The organism is Candidatus Aegiribacteria sp. (assembly GCA_021108005.1).
Lineage (GTDB): Bacteria > Fermentibacterota > Fermentibacteria > Fermentibacterales > JCC-6 > Aegiribacteria.
Genome location: JAIORS010000139.1, coordinates 21866 through 40668, shown reverse-complemented (window position 1 = coordinate 40668; position 18803 = coordinate 21866). Strand labels below are relative to the sequence as shown.

The window sequence follows — 18803 nt, the reverse complement described above, 5'->3', positions numbered from 1 at the left end:
AGTGCCCAGGATAAACTGATATTTGTGGACTTGCGCCTTGTTTTATTATATTACGCTCAACAAGGTTTCGCTTAACCTGATACAGGTATTCATCTGAATCCCTGTTTTTTGTGGAGCCTTAAAAGAAATCAGCCGGTTATAAACAAGTATATCGGCTGAAACCTAACATCAGGAGGGAAAATGAAACTTACTGTATGTATTCTTGCAATTCTTGCAATGACAGCATTTGCAAGCGATCCTCGTTTGAACGTGCTTGCCAGAGGCGATGCGCGTCTTCTTGTTGATGATTACAACGAGATGTGGGCGTATCCCGGAACTATCGGCGACTATCAGTTCGCGCAGATCAGTTCCGAGTATGCTTACGAAGGCTGGGATCTTGGCTGGTTCGGTGGAGTCAAGCAGATGGGCAACGCCACATGGGGAGGCACCCATAACCATAACGGTTATCTTCTTGAAGCCCTTTACCACGGTGGTGATTTCGGTATTATCGTCGGACTTGACTACTCCAGCAATATATTGCAGGCTGACTCAAGCTTGATGGATGAGTTCGATTTTGGCCTGTCCTTCGGTACCGAGGTAAACTTCCTGGGCAGAGAAAATGATCTTGCCATAGGCGGCGCTTACAATTCAACGACATACTCAATTGATACTGTTGACACCAAGAACTCGGTTTTCGCCGGCGGTATTTCGATCAGAGGCGACAACGAGGACGCCCTCGTTAATCTCTTCCCGATAATGTCAGCGGGATTTTCGAGTTACAGCAACGAAAACGCCACAGATGAAACCATCATCGCCGTTGATTTCGGTGGCGGTGTCAACAAGATGTTCACACCAAGCACAAGGTTCATTGCCGGTATCTTCATCGGTCTTGAAAACACATCCTTCTCGGTAGACAGCGGTACTGCACCGGACAGCGAGATGGACATAGATATCCTGGACATCAGTCTTGGTGCTGAGCAGCAGATTCTCAACTGGCTCTATCTCAGAGGTGGAGCGGACATGGTTACCGATTACGTCAAGCAGGGTGACGCTGACGCTGTTATCTCATCAAGATACAGCGACAGTTACGGCATCGGATTCGCCATAGGGAACTTCGAACTCGACGCTGAGATCAGCGACGTATTCCTTCATGACGGTCCTTACATTGTCAGTGGTAATTCCAATGGCTTCATGAGCAATCTTTCCTGTTCCTACTACTTCTAGGCGATAACGGGAAATAGCTGAATAGAAAGTGCCGCTTCCTTTCGAGGAAGCGGCATTCTTCCTGGGTTAATACCTGTCCAGATACCGTTCAACTTCCCAGGGATGAATAACCTTGATGTACTCTTCCCATTCCCTTCGCTTGTTAAGGAGAAAATGGTTGAATACATGTTCACCAAGGGTGTCCTTTACCACATCATCCTTCTCCATACAATCCAGAGCTGCGCATAGGCTGTCGGGCAGTGTCTTTATTTTGAGTCTTTTTTTCTCCCTGCCGCTCATGGAAAAGATGTTCCTGTTCACCGGGTCACCGCAGTCCATGTTATTTTCCATGCCGTCCAGTCCGGCAGCCAGTATGACCGCGAGAGCAAGGTATGGATTGCATGAAGGATCAGGAACCCGAATTTCGCAACGGGTACCGTTACCACGTGCGGCAGGTACTCTGAGCAGAGGGGATCTATTCTTCATCGACCAAGCCACATTGACCGGCGCCTCATAACCGGGGACAAGCCTCTTGTATGAATTAACGAGAGGATTGGTCACAGCGGTAAAACCCCGGGCATGATTGAGAACTCCGGCCATGAAGCCCCGGGCGGTGGAGGAGAGTCCATAAGGTTCATCGCTGTCATAGAACACGTTTTCATCGTTGGAATCGAACATCGAAAAATGAGTATGCATTCCAGAGCCGGCGGCATCATCAAGAGGTTTGGGCATGAATGTGGCATGAAGAGAATGCAGAAGAGCGACTTTCTTAACAACGAACCTGAAGGTTACAATGTTGTCAGCAGCCTTGATGGCTTCCACATATTTGAAGTCGATCTCATGCTGCCCGGGGGCAACTTCATGATGAGCAGCTTCCACCTCGTATCCCATGGATTCAAGGGCAAGGACAATGTCCCTTCGTCCCTCTTCGCCCCTGTCAACCGGGGAAAGATCGAAGTAAGCTCCTTTATCGTGGGTTTCCGTTATGGGATTTCCCTTTTCGTCGAGCTGGAAAAGGAAAAACTCCGCTTCGGGCCCCACCATCACGCGAAGGCCCAGAGACGAAGCCCGGGCCACCTGTCTTTTCAGTATGGCGCGGGGACATCCTGGAAAAGGTGAGCCATCGGGAAGGGAGATATTGCAGATCAACCGGCCGATACGTCCGTACTCGCTTTTCCAGGGAAATACGGCAAAGGTGTCCGGATCGGGAGAGAGAAGCATGTCCGATTCCTCGATCCTGGTGAAGCCTTCAATCGAAGATCCATCGAACATCACCTTACCTGCCAGCGCACTCCCGAATTGACTCTCAGGAACTTCAACGTTCTTCACGATACCGTCAATATCCGTGAACTGCAGGCGGAGAAAGTGAACATTGGATTCTTTACAGAGATCGATTATTTCAGAAATTCTGGAAACCATAACGCCCCTCCTTTTGTGATCAATAAGGAGTAATATCAGCTAATATGAACGACAAGTCAATCATTTTTTAACATATTGTACGTATAATCCAGTACATTATGTACAATCAGCGAATCAGTACGCCAACTTCAGCTATCCGATTCCAGGGTTCGGTACTACGATCGAAAGCCATATATGCACTTCTTTCTATAAAATTGAAACGAACACTTACTGGAGATGCGGATTGAACAAGGTGGCCCAGATATCCTGCGCTATTATGTTTCCTTCGAAAAACTCATTTGGAGGATCATGACCAGGATAATACCGTACCGGCTCAGGTACAGCCGAAGGGCAAAAAGATTGAGTCTTCAGGTTGTACCTGGAGAAGTGAGGGTCACATCTCCCGCAGGAGTACGTATTTCCGTTATTGATAAATTTGTCCGCAGCCGCACCAGATGGCTTGAGCAGAAGCTTGCATATTTCGAATCGGTTGACCCTCCCGCGGTACCTTCTTTATATGAAGATGGTTCAGAAGTGTCTGTTTTCGGAGAAATTGCAGTTCTTCAGCTGTCTGAAGCCGCTTCGGGAACGGAAGAACTGATTCATCGCAATGGAGTTCTGTGCGTATATTTAACAGGAGAATCCAATCTAACCTCGGTTGTGAAAAGATGGCTTGATGACCGCCTCCTCAGTCATGTAAACAGGATAGTCGAAGAGCATTCACGGCCAGGGCTTATACCCACCAGAATCAGATTAGCCAACGCTCGTACACGCTGGGGAAGCTGCAGCCCTCGAGGAGTTATCATGATAAACCGGAGGCTGGTTCATGCTCCATTGAACGTAGTTGAATATGTTGTAGTTCATGAAATGGTTCATCTGCAGCACAGAAACCACTCAAAGCAATTCTGGGGGGTTGTTGAGAATATTCTGGGTACTGTGAAGCCGGGCAGGCAATGGCTGCGGTTACAGGGAGCCTATCTGCTTGAGAGGAGCCTGTAACATCAATCTCAGGATTTTTTCATTTTGATTGACCATGATATAAAGCACTCTATTATTAGAAAAAACCGGTAACCTGAATACTCCAATCAGGTGGAAAATGTCATTCGGAATACTGAATTCGTAGTATACAAAAGGAGCTAGGAGCATGTCCGATAATGTGCATTGAGCAGAAGAGCCTCGCAGCTTAGATAGAATGCTCGAAGATTTGAGGAGAATACTGGATGTATTTGACGATAATATGCGGGCATTATAGCCAGCTGTGTGGGTTTTATGCCGATGCTTCATTGTCGGACACGCTCCTAGAAAGATGAAGCGGATAGGGAATGCCTTTGCGGAAGTCCTTTGTCCGGATGAAGTTCTTGGAGAAACCGATATACAGGCATACACAGAATACCGTCGATAACCATAGATGAAGTACCTCTGTAAAGCATAAGGGGCATGCATTCGGGATAATCATCTCTGAATGATTTCAGAGGTTTCAGATCTCCGCTTCTGATCTCTGCAGTGTTCTTCACTTCAATTGCCCGGAAACATCCAGTCCCGTACAGAATAAAATCTACTTCTGTGCCTGACCTGGTTCTCCAGTAATACAGTTTCACATCCTGTCCTCGATAATCTGACCATGCTTTAAGATGCTGAAATATCAGACCCTCAAGAGCAGCACCGTTGATTTCCTCAAGTCTGTCCAACGGTCCCTTAGGTCTAAGGCTTCTGAATACTCCTGTATCGAAATAATAGAATTTTGGATGCCCTGTTACAGCACGCTTTGCTCTTCTTTTGAAGACCGGAACCCTCGAAGCCAGGAGCAGATCCTCCAGGATTGAGATGTAGCCTTCAACGGATTTTCTCTGAACACTGCATTCCCTTGCGACATTACTGATGTTGAGAACCTGCCCGTGGGAAAAACTCACAGCTTCAAGAAACCTGGAAAAATTGCCGAGATTTCTCACAAGACTTTCCATCATAACCTCTTCCCGAAGATAGATTCCTACATAGCTTTTCAGTACATCCGAAGGCGCGGATGAATCCCATACAACAGGAAGCATTCCCTGTTCAAGGGCAGTATCAAGTGAAAAGTGTTTTCCCAGTTCACCTGCCATGAAAGGATGCATTATCCGTAGAAGAGCTCGTCCGGCCAGCATATCCACACCGGTTTGCTTGAGTTTTCGCGAGCTGGAACCAGTGAGTATGAACTTGTACCCCAGTTTAAGCTCCATTATGGAATGAACAACCGACAACAGTTCAGGTGCCTTCTGGACCTCATCGATGATTATCGTGGCTCCATCAGGTTGACCCAGTGTGTATTCCTTCAGTCTTTCCGGCTTTGCTGTATAAGCTCTCAGAACATCTGGAGCGAGCAGATCAAGCCTTGCAGCATTACTGTATTCCTGAAGGCACCAGGTTGATTTACCCGTACCTCTTGCACCAAAGAGAAAGAAGCTTTCATCAGAGGGATGCTTAAGAAATCGAGGTGCTAATTCCATTTTGCCCCTTAATTCGGAATTTGTAATACCATTTTGCGACTAAATTATAGTGATTGTCTACCATGGATGCAAGTGTCGGCAGTTCAAGGATTGCGTCACGCAGCTGGTCGGGATTGCAGTAGCTGTCCTTCGGACGCACCCTGAAACACTTTAATCTCTGGGAAGACCCAAGACCCCCTCCAGAGCCACTGGAACTGGTATGAGAACCCGATACGGATTACATTTTGATTGACCATGATATACAAGCACTCTATTATTAGAAAAACCGGTATCCTTAATAATCCAATCAGGTGGAAAATGTCATTCGGAATACTGAATTCTTCGGGCAGCACCTTTAACCATACTGTTAGTGTAGACCTATCATAAATCCATGAAGTAGTATATTCCATTCTGAATGGAGGAAAATGCCGGAAGATAAGAAAATGCTGATATCGCTTGACAGAATTGAAGAGGAAATAGCTGTTCTGGTGACAAAGGATGGACATATGTGGCTCATGCCTTCCGAGTATCTGCCGGAAGATTCCGGGGAGGGTGACGTTTTCGACGTTATACTGAGGAAGAATCCTGAGGAGACGGAGAGGCTTGCCGGAAGTATCCACGATCTTCAGCAGATGCTTCTTGATCGCACCAGGCAGCGGGACGAAAGCTCCGGGCACTGAACTGTAGCCATGTATGTGAAAGAAATAGAAATATGAAGAACGCTGAAGGCAGACTCGTTCTTGTTGGAACGCCGATAGGGAACCTTTCCGATATGTCACCAAGAGCAATGGAAGCCATTGAAAAGGCTTCCGTAGTGATGGCCGAGGATACCAGGCGTACCGTAAGATTCGTGAGTGACAGCAAAAGGCTTTACAGCTACCACGATCATAACGCAATCGGCAGGATACCCCAGATAATAGAATTTCTCGAGAACGGGGCTGTTGTAGCGCTTGTTTCCGATGCCGGTATGCCGGGCATATCGGATCCTGCCTATAAAGCAGTAAGCGCTGCTGTCAGGGCAGGTTACAGTGTAGAAGCAATACCGGGACCATCTGCGGTTATTACTGCCCTGGTCGCCTCAGGTCTTCCGGTTGACAGGTTCTCGTTTGAGGGTTTTCTCCCGAGAAAGAAGGGAGCGAGAACTCGCAGGTTTGAAGAAATATCCACATATAGCGGTTCTATTATATATTACCTGGGTCCCCATCATCTTCTTAAGTATCTTGAGGAGATGAAAAATGTTCTCGGTAATCGCCCAGTGTGTGTGGCAAGGGAAATGACCAAAATGCACGAGGAGTATGTACGGGGGAACATCGCGGAGGTTACTGAGTATTTCGGTAACAAAAGAATCCGTGGTGAGATAACTATGGTTGTAGGTGGAGCAGCACTGGAATCGGATTTCTTTGATTGACGATGACATTTGCTGTTTCTATTTTATGATGGTTTGTAAACGAATTCCAGGAGGTAAGTTTTAACCTGGAGACTTTAAAGGAATCCGGCAGGAGACTTCTAGATCCCCTCATTGGATTGTTGGCAAAAGTTGGTATAGGGCCGTTTTCAGTAACTACCATTGGCCTTCTTATGACAGCTGTCGCTGCATGGTTCGTATGGGATGGAAAGTTCATCGCCGGGGTTGTTTTTCTTATTGTGGGCAGTATTCTCGACGCCGTTGACGGGGAGCTTGCACGCAAAAAAGATGTGGCAAGCAAGGCCGGCGCAGTTTTTGATTCAAGCTGTGACCGGATAGGCGAGATACTCATTTTCGGAGCTTTACTGGCCGGAAAAGCGGGCGAAGCTCACCACATTTTGGTTTATCTTGTACCTGCCGCTATTGGAGGCTCGTACATGGTCAGCTATATCAGAGCAAGGGCAGAGGGAGTTAACCTTTCATGTTCTGTAGGTATCTTCACCAGGACTGAAAGACTCCTGTTGCTGATGGGCGGCCTGGTTGCCGCGGGGTTGTGGAAAACAGAGGCTGTAGTAATTATGCTGGCTGTTCTTGCTGCGGGCACATGGATTACTGCAGGCCAGCGCTTTGTGAAAGTAATCAGGGACGGCAGAGGGATATCACTGGATAACGAATGAGATCTTGATCAGCCGTTTGTTTATTTGTTCTATCTTTTCAGGGAGGCTATGAATGTCCAAAAAAGTAAGAGTAGCGATAATCGGAGTAGGAAACTGCGCAAGCAGTCTTGTCCAGGGCGTGGAATTCTACAGGAATGCATCTGAGGGTCAAAAAGTTCCAGGGCTTATGCATGTGAACCTGGGAGGATATCACATCAGTGATGTTGAATTTTCGGCTGCTTTCGACATCAATATCACAAAGGTTGGGAAAGACCTCAGCGAAGCCATCCTTGCCGAACCGAACTGTACGGTCAAACTCTGTGATGTACCGAATCTCGGAGTTAAAGTAAACAGGGGAATGACACACGACGGTCTTGGAAAATATCTCAAAGAAGTTATTCAGAAAGCCCCCGGACCAACATCCGATATAGTAGGGATACTGAAAGAAACAAAAACCGATGTTGTCGTCAGCTATCTTCCGGTGGGAAGCGAGGAAGCAACGAAGTGGTACGTGGAACAGATTCTTGATGCCGGTTGTGCGTTCGTTAACGCCATCCCGGTTTTCATAGCCGGACAGGCGTACTGGCAGAAAAGATTCCGCGACCGCGGACTTCCCGTTCTGGGAGATGATATCAAAAGCCAGGTGGGCGCTACCATTCTTCACAGGGTCATGACACGTTTATATGAAGACAGAGGTGTAAGGCTTGACCGCACCTACCAGTTGAATGTCGGGGGAAATACAGATTTCCTTAACATGCTTGAACGGGAAAGACTCGAAAGCAAGAAGATATCCAAAACCAACGCCGTTACCTCCCAGCTTCCCGGCGGCCTTGATCCCAGGAATGTGCACATCGGCCCAAGCGATTACATTGAATGGCTTGACGATAGAAAATGGTGCTACATCCGGATGGAAGGAACAAGCTTTGGAGAAGTTCCTCTGAATATTGAGGCCAAGCTGGAAGTCGTGGACAGCCCTAATTCCGCGGGAGTGATAATCGATGCGGTCAGATGCGCTAAACTTGCTCTTGATAACGGTCTGTCCGGAGCTATTGAGGCTCCTTCATCCTATTTCTTCAAATCCCCTCCTGTTCAGTATTACGATGATAAGTGCAGAAGGATAACAGAAGAGTACATTGGTAAGTACCATCAGAAGAAACAGGAGAAGAAGGCTTCCGAAAAGAAGTCAAAGAAATAGATATTGAATATCCGTAATACCGGCTTTCCCGGCAGCTTTATCACTTTTGAGGGAGTTGAGGGAGCCGGCAAATCCACCAGATGCCGCGTGCTTCTTGAAAGTCTTGAACGCAGGGGGGTTCCGGTGCTTCATACCCGTGAACCCGGAGGGCCCCCTGCCTCCGAGAGGATACGTTCAATATTGCTTGATCCTGAATTAACCGTTACTCCTCTCACCGAGTTGATGCTGTACCTTGCCTCGAGATCATCAAATGTTGATCTTGTAATCAGACCGGCACTGAAGAACGGCATTAATGTGATATGCGAGCGCTATTCCGACGCCACTTTCGCATATCAGATTGGAGGACGCAATCTTCCGGAGAAGTCAGTAAGGGATGCTGACAATCTTGCAACCGGAGGTCTTTTACCGGACATGACTATCCTTCTGGATCTTGACCCTGAAGAAGGACTGGCAAGATTGCAGAAGCAGGGCAGGGAAAAGGACCGGATAGAGCTGGAAGAGATCAGTTTCCACCACCGCGTAAGGGAGATGTATCTCAGACTGGCTGAAAGTGAGGACAGGTACCTGGTTGTTGACGCTTCACAGGAACCGGATATTCAGGATCGATTTATCGAAAACAGTGTTATGAATATTATCTCGGGTAAATGTTATGGAGGAGACGGATAAATGAAAAAATTCCTGCCAGGCTGGATTGCCGTTATACTTGCAGCCGGACTTCTGATTTCCGGCGGATTGATGATTCTTCCCTCCGCTATAGCGTACGATGCGGTTTCTACGAATTCTTCCCTCGAACTGTTCATGGACGTGTTCTCAAGAACATCCGTTACATATGTTGATTCAGTAGATTCCAAGGAACTCATAGAGGCCGCTTTGAGAGGGATGCTGGAATCACTTGATCCAAACAGTATTCTTCTCAATCCAGAGGATTACGAGAATCTGCGAATTAACCTGTCAGGTTCTTTTGAAGGGGTTGGAATAACCATAGGTATCAGAGATGAGTGGCTGACGGTTATTTCACCGGTTGAGGGAACTCCAGCATTCAGAGCCGGCATGAAAGCCGGGGATAAGATCGTTGAAATTGACGGAATTTCAACAGAAGGGATAACAACAACTGAAGCTGTAATACAGATAAGAGGGCCACAGGGAAGTACGGTGGACCTGACCGTTGTACGACCGGGACTGCCGGATTCCCTTGACTTTGAAATAGAGCGGGATGTTGTGGATCTTCCCTCAGTTACAGCAGGATTCATGATAGATGATGAAACCGGATACATACGCCTTTCCAGGTTCGGTGAAGAATCCTCGAAGGAAGTTCGGAATGCTCTGCAGGATGTTGTTGAAGAGGGTGCTGAAAATTTGATATTCGACCTTAGAGGCAATCCGGGAGGTCTCTTTACCGCAGCAGTAGAAGTAGCTGATTTCTTTCTTCCTTCCGGTACGCTGGTAGTATCCACCAGGGGGAACGCGGTGGGAGAGGACAATTACTACACAGTCAGCAAAAGGAGTTTCACCGGGAATGTTGTTGTTCTTGTTGATGGTGGAAGTGCCAGTTCGTCGGAAATAGTCGCTGGCGCACTGCAGGATAATGAAGCAGCTACACTTATCGGGACCAGAACGTTCGGAAAGGGATCCGTTCAGACATTAATGGACCTGGGCGAATTTCCGGATATCGGGCATTACGGCGTAAAACTTACTACTGCCAGATATTTCACTCCCGATGGGAGAAGTATTGACAGGACCATGGGTGATGACTTCGGTGGCATTATCGAGGAAGATTCTCTGGCAGACTGGGGGATAGTTCCCGATATAACGATGGACTTCAGTGAAGTATCCGGCTCTCTTCCCGTTGAACTGTTCACCGGTTCGATCTTTTTCAAGTACGCTACTGATTACGTTCTCGATCATGAAATTGAAGACGATTTCTGGCCCGACAGCACTTGTGTTGCTGATTTCAGGAATTATCTCAACGAAGAGGGTTTCGAATGGGAAGATGGCGAATTCGAAGATAACCTGTTCTATATAGAAAAAGCGCTTTTCGCGGAAATCGCCTCAAGATCCTGGGATCGAGAGATGTACCATAGAATGATGAGTCCACACGATGAAACCGTTCAGAGAGCTCTGCAGTATTTCAGGGATGGGGAATAGTGAAAATTAAATTCGGAACCTCCGGCTGGCGGGGTATCATAGCACAGGAATTTACCTGGGACAGAGTAAACCAGGTAGCGGATGCAATCGGACTGCAGCTGAAAAGCGAGGGACGGGATAGCCTGGTTATCGGAGGCGACTGCCGTTTTCTATCTCCGGAACTCTCCGAGGCCACCGCGGAACGGATGGCCGGATACGGTTTCGAAGTGTTACTTTCCTCCTGTCCCTGCCCGACACCGGTTCTTTCCCATGCCTGCAGGAAGGGTGGTTACGGCGGTGTAATTAATTTTACGGCAAGCCATAACCCTCCCCTTTACAACGGAATTAAATTCAGTCCCTGGCACGGCGGCCCCGCTGACAGCGCTTTAACAGCTTCCATTGAAAGAATCATCGAAGAGGGTGGTAAACCGGACTCCGCTTCCGGTTCAGTTATATCGAAGGATCTTCGAAGTGATTATTCAAGGGATATTCAGAAGTATCTGAATCCTGAAGTCTTCATGAACAGCGGTCTAAAAGTCGTATACGATGCGTTCTCCGGTGCAGGATCAGGTCTTCTTGATCGCATACTGGTTGATTTTGGAGTTTCGGTCCGGGTGATTAACGGAACAAGAGACCCTCTGTTTGCCGGCAGGCAGCATCCCGAACCCGGAGAAAGCGGTACAGCCGATCTTTCACTTCAGGTTGTTGAAAGCAGAGCTTCGCTTGGGGTGGCTACCGACGGTGATGCAGACCGTTTCGGAATAATAGATGAAAACGGTAGTTTCGTTTCACCGCACGATTTTCTCCCCCTTCTTCTCGAATATCTTATAGAAACCAAAGGTTACTCCGGACTTGCAGTCAGATCTGTTACCACCAGCAGCCTTCTTGATAGGGTCGCTCTGGCTCACGGCATGGAAACCGAGATAACTCCTGTAGGTTTCAAGTACCTCGGCGCCAGGATGCTGGAAGGAAATGTAATTCTCGCCGGCGAAGAAAGCGGAGGTCTGTCGATTACGGATCATGTTCCTGAAAAGGATGGGATACTGGCATGCCTTCTTGCGGCGGAAATGGTTTGCGCCAGGCGCAAAGGTCTTGCCGCGCAGCTTGATGACCTGTGGAAAAAGTATGGCAGGGTTCATATATCACGTACGGATCTTCGCCTTGATGACATTCTCAGACAGCATCTTAAGGAGAAGTATCTGGAATCCGATCCATTTGATATCGCTGGCATAACAGTTGATTCCATAGACCGGATTGATGGGGTAAGGATGATCCTGAAAAACGGCGATTGGATACTTATCAGGTTGTCCGGTACGGAACCGCTGGCAAGAATATACGTCCAGTCAGATTCACAGGAGGAAGTGGATTCGATTATGAAGAAAGTTGTTATAGGATTCCGCGGAATGATGGGTACGGAATGATATTCGATCCGGAGAAACTCGTTATCGATATGAGGAGTCTTTCCCGCGGCATGAACAGTGGGAGTTTCACTATACCTCTTGATAGAATTAACTGGGGCATTGAGGATGTGGAACCGGCACACGATGAGGCTACCATTGAGCTGGCAGTGGATTATAAAGATAGCGTTGTTCTATGCAGCGGCAGGCTGAATGCGGATTTTAAAATCCCCTGCGCAAGATGCCTGGAGCCCATGCTGTTCAATATCTGTGAGGATATCAGCCGGGAGTATACCTGGAAGCTTGATCCTTCCGTCGAACAGGAGAGGGAGATAGTACCCCGGTCCGGTGAGCTTTGCATTTTTGATGCTGTTAGGGAAGCAATTTTACTATCAATTCCGGGTAAACCTCTGTGCTCGCCTGACTGTGATGGAATATGTTATAATTGAGTATATTCTGTATAGCTATTTTTTTTTAGATCAAACGATAATTGTCATTCGGATGACATCAGAGAAAGAGAAGGAACTATGCCGGTACCAAAAAGAAGACACTCATCTACAAGAAGAGATAAACGCAGAGCAAATGACGCTCTGAAGGAAAAATCTACAAGTATCTGTCCCCAGTGCGGAGAACCCAGAATTCCGCACAGGGTTTGCAGGCACTGTGGATTCTACGACGGCAGGCAGGTCATCGAACCGAAAGAGGAGTAATCGTTTTGAAAACGATTGATTCCGGAAAGAATGGTTCTGCCTGTGCCTGAACCGCTCAATATTGCTGTGGATGCGATGGGGGGGGATTACGGTCCTTCGGTCATCGTCCAGGGGGTTGTCAAGTTCTTCAGTGACTGCAGAAAGTCTGTTACGGAGAATGTATCAATCAAACTCGTCGGTGACAGAGATATTCTGTCGAGGCTTCTGTCACGCAGCGGCGGGGCTAAACTGCCTTTATCAATTCAGCATGCTTCACAGGTTATAACAATGAACGACCATCCGGCCGAAGCTCTCAAGAACAAACCGGACAGTTCAATGGTTGTTATGGCCGGGCTTCAGAAGAAAGGCCTGGTACAGGCCATGGTAAGTCCAGGTAATACCGGAGCCATGATGGCTGCCAGCCTCTTTGCCCTCGGAAGAATAGAGGGTGTTCCCAGACCGGCAATAGCTGCTACATTGCCGACTCAAAACAACCCTACAGTAGTACTCGATGTCGGAGCCAATGTCGGATGTAACGCAAGGCAGCTGTTTCAGTTTGCTCTTATGGGAGAGGTGTATTCGAAATGTGTTTTCGGTATAGAGAACCCGAGGATTTCACTGCTGAATGTAGGCAATGAAAGAACCAAGGGCCCATCCGTGATCCAGGATGTCTACGGGATGCTGGAAGACTCCAATCTGAACTTTCTTGGTAATATAGAAGGTGACGGCATACTCAAAGGTGAGGCCGATGTTGTGGTCTGCGATGGATTTGTAGGAAATATTCTTCTTAAGACTTTTGAGTCAATAGCCGATCTTGTGGGAGGATCACTCTACCTTGAGATGAAGCGTCATTGGGCTTCAAGGGCTGGTTTTCTTCTTATGAGACATTCATTTTCTAAAATGTGGGAAAGACTGGATTCGGCCGAATATGGAGGAGCTCCATTACTCGGCCTGAACGGAGTTTCGATAGTAGCTCACGGCAGCAGTACCTCGAAGGCGATTAGAAATGCTGTGGTTGCCGCATGCGATTTTTATCGAAGCGGGGTCAGCGACATGATCCGGAAGAAAATTAATATTTCGATAACTTAGGATTGGAGAAAAAGTGAGCAGGAACGCCTATATTGTTGGAACAGGGCACAATGTCCCGGATGGCATATTAACGAATGCCGATCTTGAGAAGATTGTTGATACCACGGATGAGTGGATTGTCAAAATGACGGGCATTAAGGAGCGACGGAAAGCTGACGATTCCACGGCAACCTCCGATCTGGTGACCATAGCCGTTGAAAATGCCATGAAAGAGGCTGGATGGAAATCGGAAGATGTTCAGGGTATTATTGTGGGAACTGTTACTCCTGATTACTATTTCCCCTCAACCGCCGCACTGGTGGCTAACAATCTCGGAATGAGAAATATTCCTGCCTACGATTTCGAAGCCGGCTGTACAGCCTTTATTTACGGACTCATACAGGCAAAAGCGTTCATTGAATCGGGAATCATGGACAGGATGATAGTAGTTGGCGCCGACTGCCTGACCAAAATTACCAACTGGACCGACAGGTCAAGCTGCATACTTTTTGGTGATGGAGCCGGAGCAGTTGCGGTATCTTCCGAAGGACCCGGAGGAAGGCTTGGAGGCTGGCACTGGGGCAGTGATGGCTCCATGGGGCAGTACCTTTTTCAGCCTGCGGGAGGAACGAAAAAACCTGCTTCGCACGAAAGCGTTGAAAACAACGAACATACCATTAGTATGGAAGGTGCACGGATTTTCAAGTACGCCGTAAGGGCAATGCACGATTCGTGCATGGAAGCCCTTAAAATGGATGGAACCGAGAAGAAGGATGTCGACCTTCTTGTATCCCACCAGGCGAATCTTAGAATAATCGACGCAACCGCCAGGGCACTTGAACTTGAGCCCGAACAGGTTTATATAAATATTCAGAAGTATGGCAATACATCCGCGGCTTCCATTCCCATGGCTCTTGACGAGGCAGTGAAGGACAACACGATAAAAGAGTCAAGCACTGTCGTTCTCGCTGCATTCGGCGCGGGACTAACATGGGGCGGGATGATACTGCACTGGTAGATAATAGCAGGGGAGTAATTATGAACAGAATTGCAGTTGTAACCGGTGCCGCGAGGGGTATTGGATATTCTATTTCCAGGAAACTTGTTAATTCCGGATGGTCCGTGGCCGGATGTGATGTTCTTGAAGATGATCTTATGGCGGCATCCGATAAACTCGGAGATGATTTCAGCCCCTGGGTTCTTGATGTAACGAACGAAGATGCTGTCAAAGATGTATCCGAGAGGATCGAAAAAGAACTGGGTCCTGTATTCGGTCTCGTGAACAATGCTGGAATCACCCGTGATGGTCTCATTATGCGAATGAAAAAAACTGACTGGGACACTGTCATGAACGTAAATCTTACAGGTGCTTTCCTTATGTGCAGAGCGTTTTCCCGCGGGATGCTGCGCCAGAAAGCGGGATCAATTGTTAATATTTCTTCGGTGGTTGCTCTGCTGGGAGCGGCTGGGCAGGCAAATTACGCTTCTACAAAAGCAGGATTAATAGGCCTGACAAGAGCTTTATGCCGTGAGTTCGCGGTACGGAATATCCGCGTGAACGTGATTGCTCCAGGATTCATCGAAACGGAAATGACCAGAGAACTTTCCAGAGAAGTCAGGGAAGATTATGCAAACAGGGTTCCGGTAAAGAGAATGGGTCAGCCTGAAAATGTTGCTGATGCCGTGCATTTTCTACTTGATGATGTTTCTTCTTATATTACCGGGGTAGTACTTCCGGTAGATGGTGGACTTACAACGTGAGAAAGGAATAGAATATGTCACTTGAAACCCGTGTAACCGAGATCATAATCGATAAGTTGGGAGTCAAACCCGAGCAGGTAACGATGGAAGCTCAGTTCGATACCGACCTTGGCGCAGATTCCATTGATCAGTACGAACTCATTATGGGATTTGAAGATGCCTTTGGGCTCCGCATCGATGAAGATGAAGCGACCAAACTTACTACGGTTGGTAAAGTTGTTGAGTATTTGAAGAATAAGGATCTTGACGATTAATTGACGATTCGACTAATTGGAACGCACCGCAGTGAAGTTACTGCGGTGCGGTGCTACAAAACCAATTATATAACAGTTTGTTTTAAGACAGGGGACTGATTCTATGGAAAAGCGTGTTGTAATCACTGGCGCCGGCATCATCGGGCCTGTTGGGAATACGGCTTCTGAAAACTGGAAAGCTGCTTTGGCCGGCAGAAGCGGAATTCGGAGAATGACCATCGTTGATCCGGAGCAGTTCACAAGTCAGATTGCCGGAGAGGTAAAGGATTTCGATCCTCTGGATTACTTTGAAAGGAAGCTTGCGAAAAGAATTGACAGGTATACTCAGTTCGCCATGATAGCGGCCCGGGAAGCGTACGAGAACTCGAACATCATTAACAGTATTGAACCCGAAAGACTTGGCGTTATCATAGGGTCCGGTATTGGAGGTATCACAACTCTCGAACGTGAGCATAAAATAGCACTTGAGCGCGGCGTAAACAGGATGAGTCCTTTCTTCTGCCCCATGATGATAAGCAATATAGCCGCCGGAAGAATCGGTATCGATGTTGGGGCAAAGGGACTTAATTTCGCGACCGTTACAGCATGCGCCAGCAGCGGTCATGCCATTGCCATAGCCGCAGACATGATCAAACTGGGAAGAGTGGACGCCATTCTTGCGGGTGGTTCCGAAGCCCCGCTTACACTGACCGGAGTAGGCGGATTCTGCCAGCTTAAAGCCCTTTCAACAAGAAACGACGACCCGAAAACCGCTTCTCGCCCATTCGACCGGGACCGTGACGGTTTCGTTTTAGCTGAAGGCGGAGCTGTAGTGATGATTGAGGATATGGAACATGCACTGAATCGCGGAGTGGACATAATCGCTGAAATCTCGGGTTCCGGCATGACGTGCGATGCATTTCACATTACTGCACCTGCCGAAAACGGGGAAGGCTCAGCCAGGGCTATGAAAATTGCTATTGAGGAAGCAGGTATTAAACCTTCGGAAGTGGATTATATAAATGCTCACGGAACATCGACCCCTTTGAACGATATAAACGAATCAAAAGCTATAGAAACCGTGTTTAACTCCGAGAACGCCACGAAAATACCCGTTTCATCCACCAAATCAGTTACGGGGCATATGCTTGGTGCAGCTGGAGCTGTAGAGGCTATTTTTACCGCTTTCGCACTTAGGGATGGTATTCTGCCTCCTACCGCTACTCTTCAGAATCCTGGCGAAGGTTGTAACCTCGATTACGTGCCTAAAGAAGCCAGGAAAGCCGATATCATGTATGCCCTTTCCAATTCATTGGGTTTCGGCGGGCATAATGTAACACTCGCTCTGAAGAAGTACTCAGGAGAGTAATTTGATGACCGGAAATCCGGTATATGAAGTTGAAGAGATTCTCAAGTATTGTTTCCATGACAGTAATCTTCTTAAAAAAGCGCTAACACACAGCTCGTGCAGAAATGAAGACAGTACGGGCAGGGATTATGAAAGACTGGAATTTCTGGGCGATGCGGTACTTGAACTTATTACAAGGGAATATCTCCTTGCTGAATACCCTGACGAATCGGAAGGAGATCTGACCAGAAGGAAAATAAGGATAGTTCAGAAGGAAAATCTATCGAAAAATAGCAGAAGACTGGGTCTTGACAGACTGGTTCATGTGGGCAGGGGTTTCGTTAATTCAGGCAGTGCGATAGAATCCATAGCAGCTGATGTTCTTGAGTCTTTAATTGGTGCTATATATATCGACTCAGGGCTTCAATCGGCGAAGGAATTCGTTACAAGGGAGATACTGGAGCTGTCCATCGATACTGAACCGCTTCCCGATGCAAGAAGCCATCTTCAGGAGTACTGCCAGGCAAAGGGCATGAAACTTCCTGAATACATGCTTACCGGCAGAAAGGGACCGGATCATAGCCCGGTTTTTGCAGTAACTGTGAGTATTGCCGGCAAGGAAGCTGGAACCGGCACCGGACTGACCAGGAAAGCAGCGCGAGAGAGGGCTGCTGAAAAGGCATTGGAAAAACTTGAGAGGAAGGTTTGAAGTGAATTATTATCTTTCTGAAGAATTGAATGATATAAAGGAAATATGTGCGGAGATTGCTTCGAAGTATATCATTCCCGCCCGGGCGAAGCTTGATGAGGAGAACAAATTTCCCCGCGAGATCATTAAGATTATGGCAGACAGCGATCTTTGCGGCATCTATATCCCGGAAGAATATGGGGGTTCGGCAGAAATGTTCGGCGGCGGTTCAATGGCTCTTGCCGTGGCAACCGAGGAACTTAGCAAGGCCTGCGGAGGTGTTGCGGTGTCATTTGCCGCCAACGCACTGGGAGCCATGCCTATACTCATATCAGGATCCGATGAACAAAAGAAAAAATACCTTCCCGATCTTGCATCCGGCACCAAGCTTGCAGCTTTCGCTCTCACGGAGTCTGAAGCTGGAAGCGATGCTGGAGGGGTGAAGACCAAAGCTGTAATAGATGGAGACAGCTACATTCTCAACGGAACCAAGCAGTGGATAACGAACGGCGGAGAAGCTCAGATTTATACAGTCATTGCCCAGACCGATCCTACAAGGGGTGCCAGAGGGCTCACCGCCTTCATAGTTGAGGAGGGTACACCCGGATTCAGTTACGGCAAAAAAGAGGACAAAATGGGTATAAGGGCATCCTCAACCATGGAGCTGATATTCGAGGATTGCAGAGTTCCCGCTGAGAACATCATAACAAGAGAAGGCTACGGATTCATAGTAGCCATGAGAACCCTTAACACATCCCGTCCGGGAGTAGCAGCACAGGCTGTTGGTATCGCACAGGGAGCTCTTGACGAAGCGGCAAAGTACGCCTCTGAAAGGGTGCAGTTCGGGCAGAGGATAGATTCCTTCCAGGGAATACAGTTCATGCTTGCCGATATGGCAACCCAGGTTGAGGCTGCACGGGCTCTGGTTTACAGTACGGCAAAGATGATAGATGCCGGGGAAAAGAAGTTCGAGAAGGAATCCGCCATGGCAAAAGTGTTTGCCAGCGATGTTGCCATGAAAGTTACTACGGACGCCGTTCAGATTCTTGGCGGTTACGGTTATATGAAAGAGTATCCTGTCGAGAAGATGATGCGGGATGCCAAAATCACACAGATATACGAAGGTACAAACCAGATCCAGCGAAGTGTAATAGCATCTGCGCTGATTAAGGAAACAGCCGCCAGGGGGAAATAGCA

20 protein-coding genes are annotated in these 18803 nt (G+C 47.8%); 18 read left to right on the top strand and 2 right to left on the bottom strand.

Translation table 11 applies throughout. The features are described 5' to 3' along the window. Positions 1-180 precede the first annotated feature (180 nt). A complete protein-coding gene (locus tag K8S15_08555) occupies positions 181-1203 on the top strand; it encodes a hypothetical protein (GenBank protein ID MCD4776081.1) in 1023 nt (340 codons plus the stop codon). A gap of 66 nt (positions 1204-1269) precedes the next feature. On the opposite strand, the gene glnA is transcribed toward K8S15_08555, so the two are convergent. Beyond that, positions 1270-2601 carry a type I glutamate--ammonia ligase gene (glnA, locus tag K8S15_08550; GenBank protein MCD4776080.1) on the bottom strand — a complete coding sequence of 444 codons (1332 nt, stop codon included), beginning with the start codon at positions 2599-2601 and terminating at the stop codon, positions 1270-1272. A gap of 288 nt (positions 2602-2889) precedes the next feature. Between glnA and K8S15_08545 the strand changes: the two genes are divergently transcribed. Further along, entirely contained in the window at positions 2890-3579 is a 690-nt protein-coding gene (locus K8S15_08545; GenBank protein ID MCD4776079.1) for a M48 family metallopeptidase, read from the top strand. Positions 3580-3878: 299 nt separating this feature from the next. On the opposite strand, the gene K8S15_08540 is transcribed toward K8S15_08545, so the two are convergent. Next, entirely contained in the window at positions 3879-5063 is a 1185-nt protein-coding gene (locus K8S15_08540) for a DUF4143 domain-containing protein (GenBank protein ID MCD4776078.1), read from the bottom strand. A gap of 404 nt (positions 5064-5467) precedes the next feature. On the opposite strand from K8S15_08540, the gene K8S15_08535 reads away from it, so the two are divergent. The 16 genes from K8S15_08535 (at position 5468) to K8S15_08460 (ending at position 18801) form a co-directional block, all read left to right on the top strand. After that, on the top strand, positions 5468-5722 hold the full coding sequence (locus K8S15_08535) for a DUF3006 domain-containing protein (protein ID MCD4776077.1): 255 nt from the start codon (positions 5468-5470) through the stop codon (positions 5720-5722). A gap of 32 nt (positions 5723-5754) precedes the next feature. Further along, positions 5755-6450, top strand: a complete 696-nt coding sequence (gene rsmI, locus K8S15_08530) for a 16S rRNA (cytidine(1402)-2'-O)-methyltransferase (GenBank protein MCD4776076.1) — start codon at positions 5755-5757, stop codon at positions 6448-6450. A 119-nt stretch (positions 6451-6569) separates the two neighbouring features. Beyond that, positions 6570-7124 (top strand): CDP-alcohol phosphatidyltransferase family protein, encoded by a 555-nt coding sequence (locus tag K8S15_08525; protein MCD4776075.1) that lies wholly within the window; start codon positions 6570-6572, stop codon positions 7122-7124. A gap of 52 nt (positions 7125-7176) precedes the next feature. Further along, complete coding sequence (locus K8S15_08520) at positions 7177-8298, top strand: inositol-3-phosphate synthase (protein ID MCD4776074.1); 1122 nt, start codon at positions 7177-7179, stop codon at positions 8296-8298. A gap of 9 nt (positions 8299-8307) precedes the next feature. Beyond that, a complete protein-coding gene (gene tmk, locus K8S15_08515; protein ID MCD4776073.1) occupies positions 8308-8964 on the top strand; it encodes a dTMP kinase in 657 nt (218 codons plus the stop codon). Next, complete coding sequence (locus tag K8S15_08510; GenBank protein ID MCD4776072.1) at positions 8965-10443, top strand: S41 family peptidase; 1479 nt, start codon at positions 8965-8967, stop codon at positions 10441-10443. It abuts the gene before it with no gap. Further along, positions 10443-11843 carry a phosphoglucomutase/phosphomannomutase family protein gene (locus K8S15_08505; protein ID MCD4776071.1) on the top strand — a complete coding sequence of 467 codons (1401 nt, stop codon included), beginning with the start codon at positions 10443-10445 and terminating at the stop codon, positions 11841-11843. Before K8S15_08510 ends, K8S15_08505 begins: the two co-directional genes overlap by 1 nt. Further along, on the top strand, positions 11840-12268 hold the full coding sequence (locus tag K8S15_08500; GenBank protein ID MCD4776070.1) for a YceD family protein: 429 nt from the start codon (positions 11840-11842) through the stop codon (positions 12266-12268). Before K8S15_08505 ends, K8S15_08500 begins: the two co-directional genes overlap by 4 nt. Before the next feature lie 78 nt (positions 12269-12346). After that, a complete protein-coding gene (gene rpmF / locus K8S15_08495; GenBank protein MCD4776069.1) occupies positions 12347-12529 on the top strand; it encodes a 50S ribosomal protein L32 in 183 nt (60 codons plus the stop codon). Between the two features lie 15 nt (positions 12530-12544). Continuing rightward, positions 12545-13597 (top strand): phosphate acyltransferase PlsX, encoded by a 1053-nt coding sequence (gene plsX / locus K8S15_08490; protein ID MCD4776068.1) that lies wholly within the window; start codon positions 12545-12547, stop codon positions 13595-13597. A 1-nt stretch (position 13598) separates the two neighbouring features. Further along, positions 13599-14594 (top strand): ketoacyl-ACP synthase III, encoded by a 996-nt coding sequence (locus K8S15_08485; GenBank protein MCD4776067.1) that lies wholly within the window; start codon positions 13599-13601, stop codon positions 14592-14594. Between the two features lie 20 nt (positions 14595-14614). Further along, entirely contained in the window at positions 14615-15337 is a 723-nt protein-coding gene (locus K8S15_08480; GenBank protein ID MCD4776066.1) for a beta-ketoacyl-ACP reductase, read from the top strand. A gap of 14 nt (positions 15338-15351) precedes the next feature. After that, the gene (acpP, locus tag K8S15_08475; protein MCD4776065.1) at positions 15352-15591 is read left to right on the top strand and encodes an acyl carrier protein; all 240 of its coding nucleotides are present in this window, start codon (positions 15352-15354) and stop codon (positions 15589-15591) included. Positions 15592-15694: 103 nt separating this feature from the next. Continuing rightward, the gene (gene fabF / locus K8S15_08470) at positions 15695-16939 is read left to right on the top strand and encodes a beta-ketoacyl-ACP synthase II (GenBank protein MCD4776064.1); all 1245 of its coding nucleotides are present in this window, start codon (positions 15695-15697) and stop codon (positions 16937-16939) included. Between the two features lie 4 nt (positions 16940-16943). Beyond that, positions 16944-17627, top strand: a complete 684-nt coding sequence (gene rnc, locus K8S15_08465) for a ribonuclease III (protein ID MCD4776063.1) — start codon at positions 16944-16946, stop codon at positions 17625-17627. 1 nt (position 17628) lies between these two features. After that, positions 17629-18801 (top strand): acyl-CoA dehydrogenase family protein, encoded by a 1173-nt coding sequence (locus K8S15_08460; protein ID MCD4776062.1) that lies wholly within the window; start codon positions 17629-17631, stop codon positions 18799-18801. Positions 18802-18803 lie beyond the last annotated feature (2 nt).